This window comes from Ruegeria sp. AD9 (assembly GCF_056542305.1).
Genome location: NZ_JBQFZP010000008.1, coordinates 1 through 22,134, shown reverse-complemented (window position 1 = coordinate 22,134; position 22,134 = coordinate 1). Strand labels below are relative to the sequence as shown.

Here is a 22,134-nt window from a genome sequence, read left to right as displayed (position 1 = left end):
CCAATCTATCCACACTCGAGTCGCCAGCCATGAGCCAGTTGACCAGCAGACGCGCTTTTCTGAGCGCACGTATCCTACGGGAGGATCCTGATGCGATCCGACCGCCGGGCGCGGGCGTGACAGGCTTTGCCGATCTGTGCACAGGCTGTGAAGACTGCGCCGGGGCCTGCCCGGAAGACATCATCACATTCGACGACAGCGGCTTTCCGGTTCTGGATCTTTCCGCAGGCGGCTGCACCTTATGCGGTGCATGTGCCGAGGTTTGCCCGACCCCGGCGCTGTTGCCCGAGCGTGTGGCCGAGTGGCCGTGGCGCGCACGGATCGAGGCCGCAAGCTGTCTGTCGATGAACGGGGTGAGCTGCCGCCTGTGCCAGGACACTTGCGAACAGGAAGCCATCCGCTTTCGCCTGCAACTGGGCGGGCGGGCTGAACCGGCGCTTGAAACCGAAACCTGTATCGGATGCGGCACATGTTCTGCCGCGTGCCCTGCCGGGGCCATCACGATGCACCGCCCCGCCCCTTTGCACCCGGAGGTGACCCAATGAATATCTGTGGCTGTCTTGTCCACATCGCCCCCGATCACACCGACGCCGCGCGCGCGGCGATAACCGGCACCGATGGCGTCGAGCTTCATGCCGAGGCCGAGGATGGCCGGTTCGTCGTGGTTGTCGAGGATACAGCCGAACGGCTGGCCTCGGAAACCATCATGGATCTGCACCAGATCCCCGGCGTGATCTCATTGTCGCTGACCTATCACCATTTCGAAGATCCCGCGGAGGCAGCTCCGCGTCCTGATGCTCCAAGCCAACCGTCCAGCAGGAGGCCCATGCAATGACCATCTCTGAATCCCGTCGTACATTCCTGAAAGCGTCCGCAGCGGCTGCCACGGCCTCGGCTGCCGGCATCCCACTGGCCGCTGGTTCGGCCAGCGCTCAGGCCGCCGCGCCTGATATCCGCTGGGACAAGGCCGCCTGCCGGTTCTGCGGTACGGGCTGTTCGGTTCTGGTGGGCACCAAGGATGGTCGCGTAGTCGCCACGCAGGGCGACCCGGATGCGCCGGTCAACCGGGGTCTGAACTGTATCAAGGGCTATTTCCTGTCCAAGATCATGTATGGCAAGGACCGCCTGACCACGCCGCTTTTGCGCAAAACCAACGGCGAATATGACAAGAATGGCGAGTTTGAGCCGGTCAGCTGGGACGAAGCCTTTGACGTCATGGCTGCCAAGTGGAAAGAGGCGCTGGCCAAGAAAGGCCCGACCAGCGTGGGCATGTTCGGTTCTGGTCAGTGGACCGTCTGGGAAGGTTATGCGGCGGCCAAGATGATGAAGGCCGGGTTCCGGTCGAACAACATCGACCCCAACGCGCGTCACTGCATGGCGTCGGCCGTGGTCGGCTTTATCCGCACCTTCGGCATCGACGAGCCTATGGGCTGCTATGACGACCTTGAGCACGCGGATACGTTTGTTCTGTGGGGGTCGAACATGGCCGAGATGCACCCGATCCTGTGGTCGCGTCTGACCGATACGCGCCTGACCAAGCCGGGATGCGAAGTGCATGTTCTGTCGACCTTCGAGCACCGCTCGTTCGAGCTGGCCGACAATGGCATGGTGTTCAACCCGCAGACCGATCTGGCGATCCTGAACTATATCGCCAATTACATCATCCAGAATGGCGCGGTGAACGAAGAGTTCGTCAAGAACCACGTCAATATCACCAAAACAGCCACCGATATCGGTTATGGCCTGCGCGACAATCATCCGCTGCAACAAGAGGCCGCGAACCCCAATGTCGGCAAGATGGAACCGATCAGCTTTGAGGAATATGCCGAGGCGGTATCGGAATACACGCTGGAATACACTTCAGAACTGTCCGGTGTTCCGGCGGACAAGCTGGAGCGTCTGGCCCAGCAATATGCCGACCCGAACCGCAAGGTCATGAGCCTGTGGACCATGGGGTTCAACCAGCATACCCGCGGGTCGTGGGTGAACTCGTTGATGTACAACGTGCACCTGCTGGTGGGCAAGATTTCCGAGCCCGGAAACTCGCCCTTCTCGCTGACCGGTCAGCCGTCGGCCTGCGGAACCGCGCGTGAGGTTGGCACCTTTGCCCACCGTCTGCCTGCCGACATGGTTGTCATGAATGACGAGCACCGCAAGATTTGTGAAACCGCCTGGAACGTGCCTGCGGGTACCATTCCGGCCAAGCCCGGCTTTCACGCCGTGCAGCAGCACCGCAAGCTGAAGGATGGCGATCTGAACGCCTATTGGGTGCAGTGCAACAACAACATGCAGGCCGCACCGAACATCAACGAAGAAGGCTATCCCGGGTATCGCAACCCCGAAAACTTCATCACCGTATCAGACCCCTACCCGACCGTCACGGCCGTGTCCGCCGACCTGATCCTGCCTACCGCCATGTGGGTCGAGAAGGAAGGTGCCTATGGCAACGCGGAACGCCGTACCCAGTTCTGGCGGCAGCAGGTCAAGGCACCCGGCGAGGCCAAGTCGGACATGTGGCAGGTGATGGAATTCTCGAAACGCTTTACAGTCGAAGAGGTTTGGGGCGAAGAGTTGCTGGCCACCATGCCAGAGCATCGCGGCAAGACCATGTACGAGGTTCTGTTCGCCAATGGCAGCGTCGACAAGTTCCCGCTGTCGGAAACGGCCGAGGGCTTTGACAACGACGAATCCGAGCATTTCGGGTTCTACGTTCAGAAGGGTCTGTTCGAGGAATATGCCAACTTCGGGCGCGGCCACGCGCACGATCTGGCTCCGTTTGAAACCTATCACCAAGCCCGTGGCCTGCGCTGGCCGGTCGTGGATGGCAAGGAAACGCTGTATCGTTTCCGCGAAGGCTATGACCCTTATGTGCCCGAAGGTGCGGGCGTGAAGTTCTATGGCAAGAAGGATGGCAAGGCGAGCATCATCTTTGCGCCTTACGAACCTGCGGCCGAGGAACCGGATGCCGAATATGATCTGTGGCTGTGCACCGGTCGTGTGCTGGAACACTGGCATTCGGGGTCGATGACACGCCGTGTGCCAGAACTGCACCGCGCCTACCCGGCGGCTGTGGTTTACATGCATCCGCAGGACGCCAAGGATCGGGATCTGCGCCGGGGTCAGGAGATTGTTCTGTCCACCCGTCGGGGCGAGGTCACCAGCCGGGTCGAAACCCGTGGGCGCAACAAGGTGCCGCGCGGTCTGGTGTTCATGCCGTGGTTTGATGAAGGCCAGCTGACCAACAAGCTGACGCTGGACGCGACCTGCCCGCTGTCGAAAGAGACCGACTTCAAGAAATGCGCCTGCAAGGTCGAGCGCGCATAGGCAACAAGGATCGTACGGGTATATCCTCATGTCTTTTGCCGACAAACCCCTTTCGCCGCAGCGGCGCCGGTTCCTGCAGGATTCGGCGCGGGCGGCGGGCGGCTGCGTGGTCGCCGGGACGGTGCTGGCCTATCTGGCCCGCGACGCCCGCGCCCTGCCAGCCGAGGCTTTGCGCCCGCCCGGCGCGCTGCCGGAAAAGGAGTTTCTGTCGGCCTGCATCCGCTGCGGATTATGCGTGCGGGATTGCCCATACGATACCCTGAAACTGGCCGAGTTGGGCTCGGACGCGGTGGCGACGGGAACACCCTTTTTCACCGCTCGGGATATTCCCTGCGAGATGTGCGACGACATCCCATGTGTCGCCGCATGTCCGACCGGGGCACTGGATCCCGCGCTGGACAATATCGACGATGCGAAGATGGGGGTCGCGGTTCTGGTCGATCAGGAGAACTGCCTGAACTTCCTCGGGTTGCGCTGCGATGTCTGTTACCGCGTCTGCCCCGTCATCGACGAGGCGATCACGCTGGACACCACGCACAACACGCGGTCGGGCCATCACGCGATGTTCATCCCGACCGTCCACGCCGACCGCTGCACCGGTTGCGGCATGTGCGAGAAAAGCTGTGTTCTGCCCGAGGCCGCCATCAAGGTGCTGCCTGCCCGGCTGGCGCGGGGCAGTTCGGCAGAGCACTACCGCAAGGGCTGGGAAGAAAAGGCCGCGAAAGGCGCGCCGGTGGTCGAGGGGATCATCGATCTGCCGGACCGTTTGCCCGGACCGGGCACGGACAATCTGGTCACGCCCGGCGGCTTTGCGCCGGGATATGATCTGCCGGGGGTGGGACAATGAGCGCCCGCACAGATATGCCCACAGGTCACGAGGCCATCGCCAGCAAGGGCTGGATCGGCGCGCATCGCTATCTGCTGCTGCGCCGTGCAAGCCAGCTGTTCTTTCTGGTTCTGTTTCTGCTGGGCCCATGGTTCGGCATCTGGATCGTTCAGGGCACGCTGGCCGGGTCGCTGACGCTGGACGTGCTGCCTTTGACCGATCCGTTCATCCTGTTGCAGAGCATGGTTGCAGGCCACTGGCCCGAGGTGACGGCACTGATCGGCGGGGCGATCGTTCTGGTGATCTACGCGCTGATCGGCGGGCGGGTATATTGTTCCTGGGTCTGCCCGATCAATCCGGTGACGGATGCGGCCAACTGGCTGCATCGCAAGCTGGACCTGCCGAAGGGCTGGCAACCAAAGCGCGGCACGCGCCTGTGGATTCTGGCAACCGTCCTGCTTGTTTCGGGTCTGAGCGGCATGATCGCGTGGGAACTGATCAACCCGATCACCATGCTGCATCGCGGGCTGGTCTTTGGAATGGGCTTTGTCTGGGCCCTGATCGCCGCCATCTTTGTCTTTGACGTTTTTGTCTCGCGCCACGGATGGTGCGGGCACCTGTGCCCGGTGGGCGCGTTCTATGGCCTGATCGGAGCAAAAAGCCTGCTGCGGATCAGCGCCACAAACCGCGCCGCCTGCGATGACTGCATGGATTGTTACGCGATCTGCCCTGAAAATCAGGTGATCTCGCCCGCGCTGAAGGGCAAACCGGGAAGTACCCCGCTGATCCTGTCACCCGACTGCACGAATTGTGGCCGCTGCATCGATGTCTGCGCGGTCGACGTCTTTACCTTTACTCACCGGTTCGACGACCACGTCGTCCAACCTTTCGATCCAGTTGCCGCGCCCGAGCCGCGCGCCGCCAGACCTATCTAGGGGAGTGCCAAGATGAAAAAATCGATCGTTACAGGCGGAATTGCCCTTCTACCCGTATTATTGCTGAGCGGTTGGGCCGTCGCGCAATCTGCTCAGGTTGAATCCCTGCGCGGTGCGGACGTGGATGAGCCGGTGCCGCTGGACCAGATCCACCGCAATGTCGAAGGGCGGCAGCAGCGCAATTACCGGCAGCAACCGCCATTGATCCCGCATTCGGTTGAACAGTACCAGATCGACATCCGTACCAACCAGTGCCTGTCCTGCCATGACTGGACCAAAGCCGGTGACCGCAACGCACCGACGCTGTCGATGACCCATTATCTGGACCGCGAAGGCCGCGAACTGGATCGGATCGCCGGAACCCGGTATTTCTGCAACCAGTGCCACGTACCGCAGGCCGACGCCCCGCCGCTGGTCGACAACGTGTTCCAGCCCTCCGCCGGCAATTGATCCAACGCAAGACTGAAAGGAGCACCGACATGGCCGACTCCCCTGAAAACCGCGGCTTGCTTGGTCGCCTCTGGAACGCGATCTGGACGCCGACGGTGCTGTTCAGTTCAGGCTTTCTTGTCCTGGCCGGATTTCTGGCCGGTATCCTGTTCTGGGGTGGATTTCACTGGACCCTTGAGCTGACGAATACCGAAGAATTCTGTACTTCGTGCCACACGATGGAAACGAACCTGGGCGAATATCGCGAAACGGTCCATTACAACAACCATTCCGGCGTTCGTGCGATCTGTTCCGACTGCCACGTGCCGGATGAATGGAGCCACAAGATCAAAGCCAAGATCATGGCCGTCAAAGACGTCTATCATGAGCTGGCCGGAACCATCAGCACACCCGAGCAATACGAGGCGCATCGCCTGAGCATGGCTTCGGCCGTGTGGAAGAAGATGAAGGAATCGGACAGCCGCGAATGCCGCAACTGTCATAACTTCGACTACATGGACTTTACCATTCAGGAAACACGGGCCGCGTCGGAACACCAGCGCGCCATTGACACCGGCATGACATGTATCGACTGCCATCAGGGCATCGCGCATAATCTGCCCGCAAACTATCTGGAACAGTACCAGAAAATAAGCGAGGCCGTGGAGGGCGAGGTTCTGCAGGAACATGCATCCGCCTCTGGCGACGACATTCGCGCGTTTCTGAACAACAGCTCGAATTGATGTGGGGACGGACATGCTAGACTTACTTGGAACAATCGGCGCCAATGTCCTGGGCCTGCCCGGCATACTGGGACTGGCGCTTGGAATGATGACCCGCAAGCTGTGGTTGGGCGCGGCACTGGGGGCCGTTGTCGGCATGCTGGAAACGCTGGTTTTTGCGGGCTTTCAGTTTGCTCATGTGGAAGCGGTGGAACTGGGCATCTCGATTCTGGTCGGGCTTTGCGCGGGCAGCCTTGGCACTGCCATCCGCCTGAAAGGCGCAACCGTCTGAAGAAGACACCGGTTCTGCCCATTTGGTGGAACCGGTATCCTGTCAGGTAAACTTTCCAGCGCCAAAGCGGATGCTTGTGTCGCACGCGACGCGACTATTGACGTAGGGGAAGCGCTTAAGGCGCGCGTCAGTGTCGAAAATCGGCAGGGTCTGATTTTCGCATTTCCACAACTTCGATAAAAGCGCACGAGGCCCTGGCGCCTATGGGAAAACACCCTTCCCCATTACGCGCGGCAAGGCAGTATGCCGGGCCCAGTTTTGCGCGTGAAAAATCAATATGAAACTGAAAGCCAATGATTTGACACGAAAAACTCAAAGTGGAGTGGAATTTCAACCCTACATCTGTCACAGCAGATAACAAGTTAACAATGGTGTCCCTGCGTCATGTGGATTGAACGTAAATTCCTCTCTATTTTTGCTTATACAAATACAATATGTTTTGAGGGGAGTAAGGGGAGAAGGAAAATGGGCGGGGGCGCAGAACGATGACGGGGGTCCTTGAGGCATCGCCGCGTATCTCAAAAGTTCTTCGACTGGCTGATCTGGAAAACCATGCCACCCTGTTTCGGCAGGAAGGCGTGGATGATGATATTCTGGACGAGTTGACAGATCCCGAACTGCGCGATCTGGGGCTAACGGTTGGCGAAAGAAAGCGGTTTCGCAAGGCGCAGGCCCGTCTGAAATCTGAGGAGGCATCGACCCGGCAGGAGCTTAGGTCCGAAGCCGAGCGGCGACAGCTTACGCTGGTTTTCTGCGATCTAGTGGGGTCCACGCAGCTGGCCCAGCGGTATGACCCGGAAGACCTGATGCAGATCATGAACCTGTATCTGGATACGGCGATCGGCACCCTGAAACAGCATGGCTGTCACCTGGCCTACAGGCAGGGTGACGGGATCATGGTCTATTTCGGATATCCAAAAGCCATGGAGGACGATGCCGAACGCGCCGTTCGCGCCGTGCTGGAGACCATTGAAGCCGTACAAAACCTTGAAAACAGGTTTGGCGAAAAACTGGATCTGCGGGCGGGAATTGCCACCGGTATGGTCGTTGTGGGGGTGGTCTCGTCAACAAGTCTTGGGTCGCAGGACTTTCTGGTCGGTGAAACCGCGAACCTCGCATCCCGCCTGCAAGGTCTGGCCGAGCCGGGCGAGGTGGTCGTTTCCGCAGAGACGTGGCGGTTGACACAAGGCGCATTCGAATTCGAGCCCCGTGGCAGCCACAACCTGAAAGGATTTGACAATCAGCGCACTGTCTATCGCGCCATTTCCGAAAGCGTCGCGACCAGCCGGTTCGATGCGCGTGTCGGACAGTCAGCTGTTGATCTTGTCGCCCGGGGCGACGATCTTTCAGTCCTAACGCAGCTTTGGAAAGATGCACAGGCGGGGTCCGGCAGGTTCGCGTTTGTCGGCGGCGCCGCAGGCATTGGCAAGTCGCGGCTGATCAAGTCCCTGTCTGAAACAATTGGCGTCAAACCCTTTACGTTGCAGTGTATTCCGCATCTGGCCAGCCTTCCGCTTCATCCGATCGTGGGAGAGTTGAGGCGGGTTTCAGGCGACAAGTCCGATGATAGCATCAGGGCCGCGATTTCCGATTTTGTTCAGGCGGCCTCTCGTCTGAACGACACGGATTTGCCTGTTCTTCTGGATATGGCCGGGGTCGAAACGGGCGCAGCGCCGGATCCCGACCCCCTGAAGAAGGCCCGCAAGTCGCTGGACGTGTTGTTGCGCAGCATTGGCAGCCTGTGCGACAGGCGCGGCACCTTGCTGCTGGTGGTGGAGGACGTGCACTGGGCTGACGCAACCACGCTGGACGTGCTGGAGGCGCTGGCATCAGGACTGGACGGGTTCCCGATACTGGTGGTCCTGTCGCATCGCCCTGAATATGAGCCGCCAGAGCATTACGAAGGCCGCGCGGCGCGCATCGATCTGACGCCTTTGGCCAGCAGTGAAGCCTCGGAACTGGTCCGGCGCGTGGCCGAGCCATACAGTTTGCCGGTCATCCTGATCAGGCAGATTGTCGAGAAAGCCGATGGCGTGCCGCTTTACATCGAAGAGATGACCAAGGCGGTTCTGGACCAGCTGCCGCAAGATGCGCCGATCAACGCCGAGGTTCTGGATGCCCTGAGTATCCCCGCAACCCTTCAGGATTCGTTGATGTCGCGTCTTGACCGGATGGAAAACGCCAAGCCCATTGCGCAGCTTGGGTCTGTTATCGGGCGCAGTTTCACCTCGGCGATGATCCAGGCGGTGGCGCAGGAAGACATGGATGTGGAAAGCGCGCTGATGCAGCTGATGGCGGCTGGCGTTGTGCTGATCACGGGCGAAGCCGGAACGGCCACCTATACGTTCAACCACGCGCTGGTTCAGGATACGGCCTATAACTCGCTGCTGCGCGAAGACCGGCAGAAGGTTCACCTGAAAATCGCACGGGCCTTGCTGGCCGGACATAACGCATTCGGAAGCCCCGCCCCCGATACCGTGGCGCATCACTGCGACCATGGCGGGTTGAAGGATGAGGCGGTGTCCAACTGGTTTACGGCAGGCGAACAAGCCCTGTCGCGGTTGGCGAACCTGCCTGCGATCTCGGCGTTTCGCGCGGCCCTGCGCAATATCGGAACGATGCCCGCCAATGCCGAGCGTGACGGGTTCGAGCTTCGGGTGCAGATGAATATCCTGCCGGCTTACATGGCGATTTATGGATGGTCCTCCGATCAGGTCGGAGAGACAGCCGCCCGCGCGATGGAGCTTGCCCATGCATTGGGCGATGGCGAAACCCTTTTTGCGGCCACCTTCTGCCGCTGGACCAATTTCTTTGTCGCGGGCCAGATGAACCGCGCAATGGAGATGGGACAGGCCCTGGACGCGATGGCCGGTATGAGCGGCGACACTGTTCCCAACGTGCTGGCGGCCCGCGCGCTGAGTTTCACGCATTACTTCCGTGGGGAATTCGAGGATTGCGAGCAGCAGCTTGACCGTGCCTTTGCCCTGATCACGCCTGAGCTGGACATGGCCATGATGCCGATGACCCAGTCCTCGACCACGGCGTCATTGCTGGCCATTCAGGGGTGCCTGCTGTGGCAGCAGGGCAAGTTCGATGAGGCGGAGGCCGCACGTCTGAAAGCCATCGACGTCAGCCGGGCACTGAACCACGCGCCCAACCTTGTCTACATCATGGGCGCGTGCAGCATGTTCCTGCCCTACGCAGGCGAATGGGACCGGCTGGACGTCACTATGAAGGAAGCCCGCAAGATCGCCGACGAGGAAGGGTTCCTGTATCTTCACGCCATGCAGGATATCTACATGGGTCTTGCGCAGGCGGGAAAAGGCGACATCGAGGGCGTTCCGGCCCATATCGAAGCGTGCATGAACCTGATCTCAAAGTCTGGTGGAAACTTTACTTTTCCGCAGAATCAGATTGTTCTGTCTGAGTTGATGATCGATCAGGGGGATATTGATCAGGCCCTGGACCGGCTGGAAACCGTGTGTGCCCCCGGTTGGGAACGAGGAGAAACGCTGAACAAACCGGAATATCACCGCGTGCGGGCCAAGGCCTTTGCTGCCAAGGGTGATCGGGACAGCGCGATTGCCGAGCTTGAACTGGCATTGGCGCTTGCCCGCGAATGTGGTGCCGTTGTTCAGGAACAACGCGCCGCGGCACTACTGGACAGTTTGACGAAAGCCGAATGAACGAGACGGACTGCCCGGACAAACAGGGCAGCATCACCAAGAGGGATTTACAATGACCGATGCATTGGATTGGAACACCGAACAGTGGAATGCCGTTAACAAGGCCGTCCATGATGAGGCGCTGCGCGCGCGGGTGGCTGCGAGCTTCCTGCCGCTTTATGGGCCGCTGCCAGCGGACACGCAATCTGTTCCCCTGAACAAGCTGGGTCTGATTGACAACGCGTCAGGCGCGGCCAAACGTCTGGAAGTAAATGATTATGACACCCTGCGGCTGACGACGGTTTCCGTCAACGTCTACCTGAAAGGCGCGCAGGTGGCTGATCCGGAACTGGCCGCGGCCATGATCATGTTCCGCCGGGCCGCCGCCGTCGTGGCCAAGGTTGAGGATGACATCATTTTCAACGGCCAGCCGGGCACCGGCGAAGCCCCCAGACATGCCGGTGGCGCACCTGCCGATCTGCCGCCGATCTATACCGTCAGTGGAGGCGGCAAATATCCGGGGCTGCTGGAGGCTGGCGAAGGTCAGTCCATATCGATCAACGGGAAGAAAAAGCCCTGTTCCGGCCCCGAGGTTTTCGAGGCCGTGGTTGCGGGCATCAATAAACTGGAAGCGCACGGATACCTTGGGCCTTTCGCCTGCGTGATGGGCAATGGATTGTTTCAGGCCGTGACCACGCCAATTGAGAACTCGATGGTGCTGCCGCGTGACAGTATTCTTCCGTTCCTTGACGGCCCGTTGCTGCGATCGGGCACCCTGCCCGCAAACAAGGCTGCACTTGTATCACTGCAAGGTGCGCCGGTCGAGATTGTCGTGCCTTCGGATATCGCGGTGAAATATCTGCAAACCTCGTCTGACGGCGAACATATCTTCCGCGTTCAGCAGAAATTCCATCTGAGGATCAAGGAAGCACAGGCGATCTGCACCATCACGTGTTGACCGGAGATCTGGTCATGGGGGAGTTTACAGACCGGGGCGTGACATTGCGTTGGTCCGAGCTGATCAACGAAAATGGGCTTAATCGGGTGCTGATCGAAGCCGGACCCGCCGTGTCTTCGCATGACGTGGTGCGCGTGATCTGTTCCGAAGATGGCGGCCCCGAGCGCGCCATTCGCGGCTGGCCCTTGCAATGCGACCCCAAGACCGGGTTTCAGCAGTTTGCAGCCATGCTGCCATCTGTGACCCAGGAAAAGACATTGACCTGGCGACCGGTGCTGACGACCGGTGGTCGCGAATATGATCCCGGCCGCGGAAAGGCCCCCGAACCTGCGCCGCCACGCCCGGCAAAGCCAATCACGCAAGTGCCCGCGCTGGAACATGTGGGCAGGTTTGTGGTGCCGTTCAACGACGAGTTCTATCCTTCGGGTGAAACGCCCGACGGTATCTGGCTGCATTTCGGGATCAAAAACGGCGGAACGGTTGACGGGCCTCATCTGAAGGGGACGATCGATCCGCTGGGGGGCGACTGGATGCGCGTGCGGTCCGACGGTGTGGGGCTTTTGCACGCCCGAGCGCTTATTCAACCGGTTGAAGGAGGCGCGCCGATCCTGTTTGAAGATACCGGCGTGTGTGACTTTGGGCCGGATGGGTATGCCGGGCTGGCGAAGGGCAATCTGCCCGCCTCGGCCCCGGTCCGGCTGGCACCGCGATACCTGACATCAAACCCGAATTATGCCTGGATGAACAGGTTGCAGGGTTTCGGCGTCGGGGAAGCAAGCCTGTCCGATATCACCCTGCGCTTTGACGTCTATTCCGCGAAAGGAACATCCGATGGCTGAAAAGGTTGTCATACTGGGCGGTGGCGTGGCCGGAATGAGCGCCGCGCATGAGCTGATCGAGCGCGGGTACGAGGTCGAGATTCACGAGCGCCAGCTGATCCCCGGCGGCAAGGCACGCAGCATCCCCGTGATGAAGGGCGAAGGCGATCACGGGTCCAAGGCGAAACACATCAAGGCGCTTGAAAAATGGGCCGAGATGGACGGTGCCAGTTATCCCCCCGGTGTGAAACGCCCCTGGCTGCCCGGCGAGCACGGGTTCCGGTTCTTTCCGAATTTCTACCGCCATATCACCGATACGATGGCACGCACGCCCTATTATGGCAAAGGCACCTGTTACGATAATCTGGTGTCCACCACTCAGGTTCTGGTCAGCCAGTTCGATGACCCAGGCATCATCGTTCCCGAACGGTTTCCCCGCACGCTGAAAGACGTGGCCGACGTGCTCAAGACGGTTGCATTCACGCTCTCGCCACGGGACCAGATTGCCTATGAGGATGTCGAACATTTCATCGCCTGCATGTGGCGCATCGCGACATCCTGCAAGGAGCGCCGGTTCGACGAATATGAGCGCATCGGGTGGTGGGATTTCATCGGTGCCGAGCAGCGCTCGGAAGCGTATCAGAAGTTTCTGGCGATTGGCCTTACCCGTTCGCTGGTGGCCGCCAAGGCGACAACTGCCAGTACAAAGACCGTGGGCGACATTGCCGTTCAGCTTCAGCTGGGTATCGCGACGCCCGAGCCGCATGGCAACCGGCTGTTGAACGGCCCCACCAACCTTGTCTGGATACAGCCGTGGCTGGATTACCTCAAAAGCAAGGGGGTCGTGTACAAGTTCAACTCAAAGGTCACGGGCATCGACTGCCAGGATGGCCGCATCGTCAGCGCGACGGTTGAACAGGATGGCGAAGAAAAGCAGGTCACCGGGGATTGGTTCATCAGTGCGATGCCGATCGAACGGATCGCGCCCCTCATCACCCCTGCGATGACGGCAATTGACCCGTCTCTGGCCAAGCTGCCCCTGCTGGCCGAAGACGTGCAATGGATGAACGGAATTCAGTTCTATCTGACCAAGGATGTTGAACTGACCCATGGCCATGTCATTTTCATTGACAGCCCCTGGGCCCTGACCGCGGTTTCACAAAAGCAGTTCTGGTCGGCCATCAACTTTGAAAACTGGGCAGAAGGCAAGACCAAGGGCCTGCTTTCAATAGATATCTCGGAATGGGACAAGCCGGGGCTGAACGGAAAAACCGCGCGTGATTGTAGCCGCGAGGAGATTGCGCACGAGGTTTGGGAACAGCTCAAGCGCAGCGTCAACGTGGATGGCCAGACCGTCCTGCGCGACGAGGACATGCATTACTGGTTCCTTGATCCGGATATTGTGCAGGATCCCAACGACCCCAAGCGCCAAACCAATGTGGAGCCGCTGTTGGTCAACCGCATCAACAGCTGGCGGTTGCGCCCTGAGGCGGCCACGTTGATCCCGAACTTCATGCTGGCGTCGGATTATGTACGCACCTACACCGACCTTGCCACCATGGAAGGAGCAAACGAAGCGGCACGTCGGGCGGTCAATGCCATCCTGCAACGCGGCGGATCAAAAGCAGAGCCCTGCCAAATCTGGGACCTGCACGAACCGGATATCCTGAAACCGCTGCGCGCCTATGATTTTGCCCGCTATCAGGCCGGCCTACCCTGGGACAACCGGTTTGCGGTTGCGGTCGAGGCGGCGCTGAGGATGGGACAGGATGCAGTGGGTGTTGAGCGTGGCGGCGAAGGGCCGCTTGCCGTCATTGCGAAACCGGCTACGGAATACTCAAAACCCGGCGGGATTACCGAAGACCCTGCGATTGCGGACGCGTTGCGTATGATCTGCCCTCCGAAAGAGCTGCTTGACCTGATCGTGGCCTACGAGCCGACGGCTGATCTACCGATCCCCGGAGAGGAGATTGCAGAGGATGTTGCCTTTGATCTGGGCCGGGACAGCGGCCAGTCGGGGGTGTTGTCCAAAGCCTTGCCGCTGACGGATGCACCTTTTTCGGCGGCCGGACCCAACCTTGCCGAGACGGGCAGGAACGAGACCAAAACCCGTGTGATCATCACCCAGAAGGGATGACCCTTTGGCCACTGGCACAGCACATTTGGATCCTGCGGCACAGCAGGATTTTCTAAAAACGCTGACCTCTTACGGGGATCGGGCCCGTGAGACGCTTTTGCAGCTGTTGCCGACGGGCGAGCCGCAGGCCTATTTGTACGGGCCGATGCGGGATTACATCGAAACCTCGGGCAAGGGGTTGCGGCCCGCACTGTTGCTAGCCACCTGCGAGGCTTTCGGCGGTGACAGCGAGACCGCGAGGGTGTCAGCCGCTGTTCTTGAACTGCTGCACAACGCGTTTCTGATCCATGACGATATCGAGGATCAAAGCGATTTTAGGCGTGGGCGCGCGTGTATGCACAAGCGTCTTGGGGTCCCTTTGGCCATCAATACCGGTGACGGGATGCAATCGCTGGCCCTGCGCCTGTTGCGCCAGAACCTTGGGCCGCTTGGCCCTGAAACCGGCATGCGCGTGGTGGACGAGTTTGATCATCTGTTGCAGCAGTCCATCGAAGGTCAGGCGCTGGAGCTTGGCTGGATACGGGACAACCGGCTGAACGTGGATGCATCGGATTATCTGACGATGTGTCTGAAAAAGACCTGCTGGTACAGCTTCATTCACCCCATGCGCATCGGGGCGCTGATCGCCCGGCCGCATGATGTCGCGTCAGGCGCGTTGAATCTAGACGATTTCAACGCGTTTGGGTTTTTTCTGGGCGCCGCGTTTCAGATACAGGATGATGTTCTGAACCTCGTGGGATCGCAGGACAAATATGGCAAAGAGATCGGCGGGGACATCTACGAAGGCAAACGCACGCTGATGCTGGGGCGGCTTAGCTTGCAGGCGGACGAGTCCGAAAAAGCACGCCTGTCGGATATGCTGTCAAACCCGCGCGACAGCCGCTCGACGCAGGATGTGGGCTGGGTTCTGGATCGCATGGATCATTATGGCTGCATCAGATATGCACAGGAGGCGGCCAATGACTTGCTGGCCTCGGCCCGTCAGGAGTTTGCGCAGGTTTTTGCGGCCACCGAAGAAGTGCCCCGCGCGTTTCTGGGCCATTTCATGGACTACCTTGTAACCCGTCAGGTTTGAGCGTTCGCCACCTCATACATCACGAGGATCGAAGTTTGCACTGTACCCGTGCAGGCAATCCGGCCGTGATATTCGCCGGGATCGGCAAGGTCCGGCACGGTTACAATGACGGCAACATCCGTTGACTCGCCGGGGTTTAGCTGGATTTGCGGGGGGACAACATTAACCCGGTTTGCTGGAAGAGTGTCGCCGTTCCGGTTGATCAGGTCACCCGGTTCGAACTGTAATGCGACAGGCCCGCCACCGTTTGGTGCGTCAAAGGACAGCAATATGGTCGCGGTGCCGCCGGGGTGGCAAGTTTTGCGGCACGCAAATGGCCCCTCAAGCGGCTGTTTCGTGCCCCGTTCAGCCCCAAGCACGCGGCGTGCGATATCAGAGATCGGTTGCGCGTCCGGCTGCGGAGCGATCGGGCTGACCGGAAGCGGCGTGCTAACGTATGGTTTTCGTTCGAAATAAGGCATACCCAACTGTGCACCTGTGACGCGGATCAGTAAATGGGAAATTTACCGGATCCGCGCGACAAACACACCGCGTTATTATTTGCCTTTCCAGACCGGATCACGTTTTTCAGCAAATGCACGCGCGCCTTCAAGCTGGTCCTCACTGGAATAGAGGACATCCACGCTGCGCAATTGCCGTTTGGTGATGCGGTTCATGGCGTCCTGAAACTTGGCGTCTTCAGCATCGCGCACGATTTCCTTGATGGCCGCATAGACCAGCGGCGGCCCTGACGCCAGCAGGCGGGCGAGTTCCCACGCGCGGTCCATCAGCTGATCAGCGGCAATAATCTCATTCACCAGACCCCAGCGGTTGGCTTCTTCGGCATCAAACCAGCGGCCTGTCAGCAGCAGCTCCATCGCGATGTGATAGGGGATGCGCTTGGGCAACTTGACGCTGGCGGCATCCGCAACAGTGCCCGAGCGGATTTCCGGCAAGGCAAAAGTGGCGTGATCAGCGGCAAGGATCATGTCCGCGGACAAGGCCAGCTCCAGCCCGCCACCGCAGGCGATACCGTTGACGGCGGCAATCACGGGCTTGTTCAGGTCGCGCAGCTCTTGCAGGCCTCCGAACCCACCGACGCCGTAATCTCCGTCCACCGCGTCGCCGTCGGCGGCAGCTTTCAGATCCCAGCCGGGGCAAAAGAATTTTTCGCCCGCACCGGTCAGGATGGCCACACGCAGGTCCGGGTCGTCGCGGAATTCAGCAAAGACTTCGCCCATTCTGCGGCTGGTGATCAGATCAATCGCGTTTGCCTTGGGGCGTTCCAGCGTGACCTCGAGGATTGAACCATCGCGGCGGGTTTTGATCGGGTCCATATCTCAGGCCTTTCTTATCAGGGCGTCCACGGCAACAGCCTTATCCGGCGTGCACAGGAGCGGGTTAATCTCGACCTCGCCAAGCGTGTCGGCATTTTGCATGACATAGGTCTGAACGGCCTCGACCGCGGCAACAATCGCATCCATATCAGCCGCCGGTTGGCCGCGATAGCCCGCCAGCAGTGGGACGATCTTCAATTGACCGAGGGCGGAGCGGATGTCTCCGGGCGGGCTGGGCACCAGCAAGGATACCGTGTCGCGCAGCAGTTCGGTCAGCACGCCCCCTGCCCCAAAGGTCAGAACAAACCCATGCGCAGGGTCACGCACCACGCCAATCAGAAGCTCGGCAACGGTTCCGGTGACCATCTCTTCGATCAGGATGTCTTCGGTGCCGATATCAGCCGCGACAGCCGCGACGTCGCCGGCCCGGATGCCCAGCCGAACGGCGCTGTGTTCGGATTTATGCGCAAGCCCGACACCCTTGACGGCAAAAGGGCCTTCCATCTGGTCCGCTGCGGCACGGGCAGCTTCCGCGCCCCGCACCGTCCGGTTTTGCGGGATGCGTAGGCCGCATTCCGCCAGCGCCGCCTTCGAGGCGCCTTCGGTCAGGATTTGGGTTGGTTCCATCATACCCGGCTGCAAAACGGGCGTTGCGGATGGGGCCTTGACCTGCCCTGCGGCGCGGGTCGCCGACAGCGCCTCGCGCAGCCCCATGAAGGGTACAACACCCCCGACCATCAGCTGTTGTGCGATGTCTTCCGGTAAAAGCTCCGGCAAGGTGGCGACAATCGCGAACCGGGCGCCGGTTTCCGCCCGTACGTTCAACGCTGCCTGCGTTGCGCAGGCCCAATCGGTGGAGTCGGTGGTCGGGTAGTCGACGATCGAGAATGTCATGTCGATATCGTCGCCCGTCATGCCCGACCAAGCCCGCGTCATCGCCAGTTCGTCACGCCAGATATAGGTGTGATAATCCAGCGGGTTGTTCAGCGCGACCATGGGCCCGAGCGCGCCGCGCAGGCGGGTCAGCTTTTCATCGCTCAGCCGTGGAAATTGCAGCCCAGTGCCAACGGCCATATCGGCAATCAGGCTCGCCTCGCCCCCCGAACAGCTGATTGAGGCGATGTTGCCCCCCGGCAGCGGCCCGTAGCAGTGCAACAGTTTAAGTGTTTCAAGGAAGTCAGGCAGCGCCGAAAGGCGTGGAATGCCAAGCCGGTCAAGCAGCGCCTGCGCCCCGGCATCGCTGCCCGCCAGTGACGCGGTATGGGAAACGGTTGCCGCCTGCGCCTGTTCCGATGCGCCGACCTTGAGGGCAACCAGCGGGACGCCTTTTGCATGGGCTTTGGCGGCCAGTGCTTCCCATTCGCGGACGTTCTTGAAGCCTTCGATATGCAGGCCCACTGCGGTCACGCGCGGGTCATCGATCAGGGCCGAGGCGATCTGCGCCTGACTGGTCTGAGCCATATTTCCGCAGGTGACCATATAGGCAATCGGCAGCCCGCGTTTCTGCATGGTCAGGTTGATCGAGATGTTCGAGCTTTGCGTCAGGATCGCCACGCCCTTGTCGACGGGCACAACCCCGTGCTGATCCGGCCACAGCAATGCCCCGTCCAGCGCGTTGATGAAGCCATAGCAGTTCGGGCCCAGAATGGGCATGTCGCCGGCCGCGTTGATCAGTTGATCCTGCAAATCCCCGCCGGTGTCGTCCTCGGCCACGGCTTCGGAAAAGCCCGAGGCGAAGCAGACAGCGCCACCCGCACCCACGCTGGACAGGACTTGAACCGCTTCAACCGTGGCGTGGCGGTTGATGCCGATGAAAACCGCGTCAGGTGCGTCGGGCAGGTCTTCGATATGGCCATAAACCTTGTGGCCCGCAATGTCAGAAGCCTTGGGATGGACCGGCCAGATCTGACCGGCATATCCCATGCGTTCTGATTGCAGAATAACCTGTTGGCACCATGCACCGCCGCCAATGACAGCGATGGATTTCGGGCGCAGCAGCCGGGTCAGGTCTTTGGTCATGGTCAGGCGCCCAGCGGACGCAGAAGATCGCGGCTGATGATGTGGCGCTGAATCTCGCTGGTGCCGTCCCAGATCCGTTCGACCCGGGCGTCGCGCCAAAACCGTTCGATCGGGAAATCATCCATCAGGCCCATGCCGCCGAAGATTTGCAGCGTCGTGTCGGTGACCCGCGCCAATGCCTCGGAGGCATAGAGCTTGGCCGAGGCGATCTCGCGGTTTGCGGGCAGGTTCTGGTCCAGGCGCCAAGCGGCGGCAAGGGTCAGCCAGTCGGCGGCGTCAATCTCGGTGATCATGTCGGCAATCTGAAAGCCCACACCCTGAAACTTGCCGATGGGCTGGCCGAATTGCTTGCGCTCGGCGGCGTAGTTCAGCGCATAATCAAAGCAGCGCCGCGCGCGCCCAACCGAAAAGGCCGCAACCGTCAGCCGGGTCGCGTAGAGCCATTCGTTCATCACGGCAAAGCCGCCATCGACCTCGCCCAGAACCTGCGCATCAGACAGGCGACAATTATCGAAATACAGGATACAGTTTTTATAACCCCTGTGGCTGACGGATTTGTAGCCGTCGCGCACTTCAAAGCCCGGTGTGCCGCGATCCACCAGGAAGGTGGTGATGCGTTTTTTGGGGCCTTTCGGGGTCTCATCCACGCCGGTGGCAACGAAGACAATGAAGAAATCCGCGTGTTCCGCGCCCGAGATGAAATGTTTCGAACCGTTGACGACCCAGTCGCCACCGTCGCGCACTGCCTGACATTTCATGCCGCGCACGTCCGATCCGGCATCCGGTTCGGTCATCGCCAGGGCGTCCATCTTTTCCCCGCGCACAGCGGGCAGCAGATAGCGTTCGCGCTGTTCGTCGTTGCAGGCCATGAGGATGTTCTGCGGGCGGCCAAAGAAATGCGTCAGCGCCATCGACCCACGGCCCAGTTCACGCTCGACCAGCGTAAAATCCAGATGCGACAGGCCCGCGCCTCCCACTTCTTCGGGGAAGTTGCAGGCATAGAACCCAAGATCGATACATTTCTGCTTGATCTCATTGCCAAGCTCCAGCGGGACCGTTCCGCTGCGTTCCACCGCGTCTTCATGCGGGTAGATTTCTTTTTCTACAAAGCTGCGGACCGTCGAGACGATCATGTCCTGTTCTTCTGTCAGACCAAACTGCATGGCGCGTATTTCCTGGATCGGTGGTTGACCAACCAAACGCCATCGCTCATGGTCGCGGCATGCAGAGATAGATCAGTTTCATGCCAAACTCGAAAATATTATCGCAGCAGTACAATGTCCTGCTGTTCAACGGGTTCTCGAACCATTGCCTTGCGAACATGGTCGAACCGTTGCGGGCGGCGAACACCCTGTCGCGACGGGCGTTATATGCGTGGCGCTTCTGTTCGCTTGACGGCAACCCTGTTCAAAGCTCCAGCGGCCTTGTCGTCACCCCGAACGGGGCCATCGGCGATCAACAGGGGGATTTTCTTGTTGTCATGCCGTCATATGGATACATGAAGCTGGATACGCGGTCGACCATGCGTGCCGTGCTGGCAGCGGCCAAGAAACACAAGCATCTGGCCGGGCTGGATACGGGAAGCTGGCTACTTGCCAGTGCCGGATTGCTGGATGACCACAGGGCGACCATTCATTGGGACGAGTTTTCGCGGTTCGAGGAAAGGTTTCCGGCGGTGGAGGCCGTGCGGGAAAGGTTTGTCATTGATGGCAACCGGCTGACCTGTTCCGGGGCCATGGCAGCCTTCGATCTGGCCCTGACCTTGATCCGCCGGGATCACGGCCCGCTGCTGGCGATGGAGGTCGAGCACCTGTTCATGAGCCGGAACGGGCGTGGCCATTATGACCTGCCTCTGAAATCCGAGGACACGCTGGTCAATCGCGCGCTGACTGTCATGCAGGCGCATCTTGAAGCACCGCTTTCGGTCCGGAGTGTGGCCCGGAAAATCGGATGTTCGCAAAAACGGCTTGAAACACGTGTTCAGGCGGAACTGAAAACAACTCCGCAAGCGCTGTATCGGCGTCTGCGCCTGAACCGCGCACGCAATCTGGCCGAGGATACGGAACAATCCATCGCCGAGATCGCGGGGCGCTGTGGATACGAAAACGCCAGTGCCATGACCCGTGCGTTCAAGGCCGAGTTCGGTCAGACGCCGACCGCATTTCGGAACGGAAACCTGTCGAGGCCGTGAACCGGGATTGGCGGGGTGCCGGTTTCAGGTGTCGAACTCGGAAACATCCCTTGCTTTTGTCGTAGCGATTTAAGGCAGCATCCGTTTGCTGGTCAAAATGTGACAAACGTTTTAGGGAGGCAATTTTCGCGAAACGCGGACAGCCGATTTATGTTAGCGCCGTAGTCCGCCCGTCAAAGCGCTGGAGAATATGCGTGGACAGTGCGCCCACGCAAGTCAGGTTTGGTGCGGGCGATCAGGCCGCAGCGATCTGGCTTGCCTTTTCAACCAGCACTTCGGCCTGACGGATCGAGGCATAGTCGATCAGACGGCCATCCAGAGACACGGCACCTTTTCCATCCGCCTCGGCCTCGGCCATGGCGACAAGGATACGCCGTGCCTTGGTGACTTCGGCATCCGAGGGTGACATCACCTCATTGGCCAGCGCGATCTGGCTGGGGTGGATGGCCCATTTCCCCTCGCATCCCAAAACAGCGGCGCGTTTGGCCGCGGCCTTATAGCCGTCGGGGTCCTGAAAATCACCGAACGGCCCGTCGATGGGACGCAATCCATTGGCGCGCGCCGCAACCACCATGCGGGCAAGTGCATAGTGCCACATGTCGCCCCAGTGGGTCAGGCGGCCTCCGTCGGCATCCGGGTCGGTCAGAACCGAATAGTCCGGGTTCACGCCCCCGATGATTGTGGTCCGCGCGCGGGTCGAGGCCGCATAATCCGCGACACCAAAATGAAGGCTTTCATTGCGCTTTGATGCCGCCGCGATCGCGCTGACATTCTGCATACCAAGCGCGGTTTCGATGATGTGTTCGAACCCGATCCGTTTCTTGTATCCCTTGGCGTCTTCGATCTGGGTCACCAGCATGTCGACCGCATACACATCTGCGGCTGTCCCGACTTTTGGGATCATGATCAGGTCCAGACGCTGGCCCGCCTGTTCGACGACATCCACGACATCCCGGTACATGTAATGGGTATCCAGACCATTGATCCGCACCGACATGGTCTTGTTGCCCCAGTCGATTTCGTTCAGCGCCTGAATGATGTTCCTGCGCGCCTGTTCCTTTTCATCGGGCGCGACGGCGTCTTCCAGATCGAGGAAGATGACATCCGCGTCCGATTTCGCGGCCTTCTCAAACATTCCGGGCTGGCTGCCGGGCACGGCAAGCTCGCTGCGGTTCAGGCGGGCGGGGGCTTGTTCAATTGGGTGAAAGCTCATGGTTGGGACCTTTCGGCTTACAGGTTCGGGTAGATGGGGAAGCGGTTGCAGAGATCTGCGACCTGGACGCGGACGCGGGCTTCGACTTCGGAGTTGCCGTCTTCGCCGTTGGCAGCCAGGCCATCGACCACTTCGATGATCCAGTCGGCGATCTGGCGGAATTCGGTCTCGCCAAAGCCGCGGGTGGTGCCGGCGGGGCTGCCCAGGCGGATGC

At 60.2% G+C, this 22,134-nt stretch carries 19 protein-coding genes and 1 pseudogene; 14 read left to right on the top strand and 6 right to left on the bottom strand.

All coding sequences use genetic code 11. The features are described from left to right. Positions 1–29 precede the first annotated feature (29 nt). From napF to ACR0AM_RS13025, 13 genes are all read left to right on the top strand, one after another. Positions 30–545 (top strand): ferredoxin-type protein NapF, encoded by a 516-nt coding sequence (napF, locus tag ACR0AM_RS13085; protein ID WP_480494067.1) that lies wholly within the window; start codon positions 30–32, stop codon positions 543–545. After that, a complete protein-coding gene (locus ACR0AM_RS13080; protein WP_480606874.1) occupies positions 542–835 on the top strand; it encodes a chaperone NapD in 294 nt (97 codons plus the stop codon). Before napF ends, ACR0AM_RS13080 begins: the two co-directional genes overlap by 4 nt. Beyond that, positions 832–3,324, top strand: coding sequence for a nitrate reductase catalytic subunit NapA (napA, locus tag ACR0AM_RS13075; RefSeq protein ID WP_480520463.1), 2,493 nt, complete (start codon positions 832–834; stop codon positions 3,322–3,324). The genes ACR0AM_RS13080 and napA overlap by 4 nt, the downstream gene beginning before the upstream one ends. Positions 3,325–3,352: 28 nt before the next feature. Then, positions 3,353–4,171, top strand: a complete 819-nt coding sequence (gene napG, locus ACR0AM_RS13070; RefSeq protein ID WP_480520461.1) for a ferredoxin-type protein NapG — start codon at positions 3,353–3,355, stop codon at positions 4,169–4,171. After that, positions 4,168–5,085, top strand: a complete 918-nt coding sequence (gene napH / locus ACR0AM_RS13065) for a quinol dehydrogenase ferredoxin subunit NapH (RefSeq protein WP_480477411.1) — start codon at positions 4,168–4,170, stop codon at positions 5,083–5,085. The genes napG and napH overlap by 4 nt, the downstream gene beginning before the upstream one ends. A 12-nt stretch (positions 5,086–5,097) precedes the next feature. Further along, positions 5,098–5,535: a nitrate reductase cytochrome c-type subunit gene (locus tag ACR0AM_RS13060; protein ID WP_480477413.1), complete on the top strand. Its 438-nt coding sequence runs from the start codon at positions 5,098–5,100 to the stop codon at positions 5,533–5,535. Positions 5,536–5,564: 29 nt separating this feature from the next. After that, on the top strand, positions 5,565–6,257 hold the full coding sequence (locus ACR0AM_RS13055) for a NapC/NirT family cytochrome c (RefSeq protein WP_480477415.1): 693 nt from the start codon (positions 5,565–5,567) through the stop codon (positions 6,255–6,257). 13 nt (positions 6,258–6,270) lie between these two features. Continuing rightward, a complete protein-coding gene (locus tag ACR0AM_RS13050; RefSeq protein ID WP_480477417.1) occupies positions 6,271–6,528 on the top strand; it encodes a hypothetical protein in 258 nt (85 codons plus the stop codon). Between the two features lie 485 nt (positions 6,529–7,013). After that, positions 7,014–10,214 (top strand): adenylate/guanylate cyclase domain-containing protein, encoded by a 3,201-nt coding sequence (locus ACR0AM_RS13045; RefSeq protein ID WP_480623128.1) that lies wholly within the window; start codon positions 7,014–7,016, stop codon positions 10,212–10,214. Positions 10,215–10,266: 52 nt separating this feature from the next. Further along, the gene (locus ACR0AM_RS13040) at positions 10,267–11,151 is read left to right on the top strand and encodes an encapsulin (protein WP_480477421.1); all 885 of its coding nucleotides are present in this window, start codon (positions 10,267–10,269) and stop codon (positions 11,149–11,151) included. Between the two features lie 14 nt (positions 11,152–11,165). Beyond that, positions 11,166–11,990 (top strand): DUF3237 domain-containing protein, encoded by an 825-nt coding sequence (locus ACR0AM_RS13035; RefSeq protein WP_480494059.1) that lies wholly within the window; start codon positions 11,166–11,168, stop codon positions 11,988–11,990. Beyond that, positions 11,983–14,106 (top strand): hydroxysqualene dehydroxylase, encoded by a 2,124-nt coding sequence (locus tag ACR0AM_RS13030; protein ID WP_480623127.1) that lies wholly within the window; start codon positions 11,983–11,985, stop codon positions 14,104–14,106. The genes ACR0AM_RS13035 and ACR0AM_RS13030 overlap by 8 nt, the downstream gene beginning before the upstream one ends. Positions 14,107–14,110: 4 nt before the next feature. Continuing rightward, on the top strand, positions 14,111–15,181 hold the full coding sequence (locus tag ACR0AM_RS13025; protein ID WP_480623126.1) for a polyprenyl synthetase family protein: 1,071 nt from the start codon (positions 14,111–14,113) through the stop codon (positions 15,179–15,181). On the opposite strand, the gene ACR0AM_RS13020 is transcribed toward ACR0AM_RS13025, so the two are convergent. The 4 genes from ACR0AM_RS13020 to ACR0AM_RS13005 all read right to left on the bottom strand — a co-directional run bounded on the left by ACR0AM_RS13020 (position 15,172) and on the right by ACR0AM_RS13005 (position 19,679). Next, on the bottom strand, positions 15,172–15,642 hold the full coding sequence (locus ACR0AM_RS13020; protein ID WP_480477429.1) for a hypothetical protein: 471 nt from the start codon (positions 15,640–15,642) through the stop codon (positions 15,172–15,174). The two genes, ACR0AM_RS13025 and ACR0AM_RS13020, sit on opposite strands and share 10 nt — an antisense overlap. Positions 15,643–15,717: 75 nt before the next feature. Next, entirely contained in the window at positions 15,718–16,497 is a 780-nt protein-coding gene (locus ACR0AM_RS13015) for a carnitinyl-CoA dehydratase (RefSeq protein ID WP_480623125.1), read from the bottom strand. 3 nt (positions 16,498–16,500) lie between these two features. Further along, entirely contained in the window at positions 16,501–18,516 is a 2,016-nt protein-coding gene (locus ACR0AM_RS13010) for an acetate--CoA ligase family protein (RefSeq protein ID WP_480623124.1), read from the bottom strand. Between the two features lie 2 nt (positions 18,517–18,518). Further along, positions 18,519–19,679 carry an acyl-CoA dehydrogenase family protein gene (locus ACR0AM_RS13005; RefSeq protein WP_480520441.1) on the bottom strand — a complete coding sequence of 387 codons (1,161 nt, stop codon included), beginning with the start codon at positions 19,677–19,679 and terminating at the stop codon, positions 18,519–18,521. An 80-nt stretch (positions 19,680–19,759) separates the two neighbouring features. Between ACR0AM_RS13005 and ACR0AM_RS13000 the strand changes: the two genes are divergently transcribed. Beyond that, on the top strand, positions 19,760–20,707 hold the full coding sequence (locus tag ACR0AM_RS13000; RefSeq protein WP_480623123.1) for a GlxA family transcriptional regulator: 948 nt from the start codon (positions 19,760–19,762) through the stop codon (positions 20,705–20,707). 235 nt (positions 20,708–20,942) lie between these two features. Here ACR0AM_RS13000 and ACR0AM_RS12995 read toward each other — a convergent pair whose 3' ends face one another. Next, complete coding sequence (locus ACR0AM_RS12995; protein WP_480623122.1) at positions 20,943–21,920, bottom strand: HpcH/HpaI aldolase/citrate lyase family protein; 978 nt, start codon at positions 21,918–21,920, stop codon at positions 20,943–20,945. Positions 21,921–21,937: 17 nt separating this feature from the next. Then, a pseudogene (gene glyA / locus ACR0AM_RS12990) lies at positions 21,938–22,134 on the bottom strand (serine hydroxymethyltransferase); the annotation flags it as partial.

Coding starts and splice junctions, on each gene's coding strand:
- ACR0AM_RS13020 (WP_480477429.1), bottom strand. CDS start 15,642: ATGCCTTATTTCGAACGAAAACCATACGTTAGCACGCCGCTTCCGGTC.
- ACR0AM_RS13000 (WP_480623123.1), top strand. CDS start 19,760: ATGCCAAACTCGAAAATATTATCGCAGCAGTACAATGTCCTGCTGTTC.
- napA (WP_480520463.1), top strand. CDS start 832: ATGACCATCTCTGAATCCCGTCGTACATTCCTGAAAGCGTCCGCAGCG.
- napH (WP_480477411.1), top strand. CDS start 4,168: ATGAGCGCCCGCACAGATATGCCCACAGGTCACGAGGCCATCGCCAGC.
- ACR0AM_RS12995 (WP_480623122.1), bottom strand. CDS start 21,920: ATGAGCTTTCACCCAATTGAACAAGCCCCCGCCCGCCTGAACCGCAGC.
- ACR0AM_RS13045 (WP_480623128.1), top strand. CDS start 7,014: ATGACGGGGGTCCTTGAGGCATCGCCGCGTATCTCAAAAGTTCTTCGA.
- ACR0AM_RS13040 (WP_480477421.1), top strand. CDS start 10,267: ATGACCGATGCATTGGATTGGAACACCGAACAGTGGAATGCCGTTAAC.
- ACR0AM_RS13005 (WP_480520441.1), bottom strand. CDS start 19,679: ATGCAGTTTGGTCTGACAGAAGAACAGGACATGATCGTCTCGACGGTC.
- ACR0AM_RS13010 (WP_480623124.1), bottom strand. CDS start 18,516: ATGACCAAAGACCTGACCCGGCTGCTGCGCCCGAAATCCATCGCTGTC.
- ACR0AM_RS13030 (WP_480623127.1), top strand. CDS start 11,983: ATGGCTGAAAAGGTTGTCATACTGGGCGGTGGCGTGGCCGGAATGAGC.
- napF (WP_480494067.1), top strand. CDS start 30: ATGAGCCAGTTGACCAGCAGACGCGCTTTTCTGAGCGCACGTATCCTA.
- ACR0AM_RS13055 (WP_480477415.1), top strand. CDS start 5,565: ATGGCCGACTCCCCTGAAAACCGCGGCTTGCTTGGTCGCCTCTGGAAC.
- ACR0AM_RS13060 (WP_480477413.1), top strand. CDS start 5,098: ATGAAAAAATCGATCGTTACAGGCGGAATTGCCCTTCTACCCGTATTA.
- ACR0AM_RS13080 (WP_480606874.1), top strand. CDS start 542: ATGAATATCTGTGGCTGTCTTGTCCACATCGCCCCCGATCACACCGAC.
- ACR0AM_RS13015 (WP_480623125.1), bottom strand. CDS start 16,497: ATGGACCCGATCAAAACCCGCCGCGATGGTTCAATCCTCGAGGTCACG.
- ACR0AM_RS13050 (WP_480477417.1), top strand. CDS start 6,271: ATGCTAGACTTACTTGGAACAATCGGCGCCAATGTCCTGGGCCTGCCC.
- napG (WP_480520461.1), top strand. CDS start 3,353: ATGTCTTTTGCCGACAAACCCCTTTCGCCGCAGCGGCGCCGGTTCCTG.
- ACR0AM_RS13035 (WP_480494059.1), top strand. CDS start 11,166: ATGGGGGAGTTTACAGACCGGGGCGTGACATTGCGTTGGTCCGAGCTG.